The 865-nt window shown below is 40.1% G+C and carries 2 protein-coding genes; both read left to right on the top strand.

Annotated elements, in window-relative coordinates:
* Positions 1-154 (top strand): cytochrome c maturation protein CcmE domain-containing protein (locus AWN68_RS13210; protein WP_172796068.1); only part of this gene is annotated, 154 nt, incomplete at its 5' end.
* Between the two features lie 21 nt (positions 155-175).
* A partial coding sequence (gene ccsA / locus AWN68_RS13215; RefSeq protein WP_172796069.1) for a cytochrome c biogenesis protein CcsA occupies positions 176-865 on the top strand: 690 nt, incomplete at its 3' end.

Below are 865 nucleotides of genomic sequence, written 5' to 3' on the forward strand. Positions count from 1 at the left end.
CTTGGAACAAACCGTTTATTACAATGAGCCAATGCCTTCTGATTTTCTAAGATCAGAAAAAGTGGTAGTTATCGGGTCCTACCACGATGACAAATTCATTGCGGATAAAATCCTCCTTAAATGCCCTTCTAAGTACGAAGAGACTGAACTTTAATCTGAAATTAGGTAACCAAGCATGGTACACACTGGCATAGGCAATATTGGCCACCTCCTCATTATAATCTCATTTATTACTTCATTAATGGCCGCCTTCGGGTATTTCAAAGCCACTAATAATAATGAGGTGGGCAAATCTCCTTGGATCAGCTTTAGCCGTACCGCCTTTATCATCCATGGTTTTTCTGTTGTTGGCGTAGTCGTTACCCTATATACCATTATCTACAATAATTATTTCGAGTACCATTATGCATGGAGCCATGCATCAGAGAATCTTCCTCCATACTACATGATCGCTTCCTTTTGGGAAGGCCAAGAAGGAAGTTTTATGCTTTGGTTGTTTTGGAATGCGCTTTTAGGCTTTATCATTATCAAAACCAACCGTAAATGGGAGGCTCCAGTAATGACGGTCTTTGCTGTAGTTCAGGCATTTCTGGCTTCAATGATATTAGGGGTTGTAATTGGTGATTTGAAAATTGGAAGCTCTCCATTCTTACTACTAAGAGAGGTGCTTAACGATCCTATTTTCTTAATCAATCCAGATTTTATTCCTGCAGACGGAACAGGTTTGAACCCTCTTTTGCAAAACTACTGGATGGTAATTCACCCTCCTATGACATTCTTAGGCTTTGCCTGCTCGTTAATTCCATTCTCTTATTGTATTGCAGGCCTTTGGACAGGTAAGGTAAAAGAATGGGTAAGACCAGCT

The organism is Roseivirga echinicomitans (genome assembly GCF_001592935.1).
GTDB lineage: Bacteria > Bacteroidota > Bacteroidia > Cytophagales > Cyclobacteriaceae > Roseivirga > Roseivirga echinicomitans.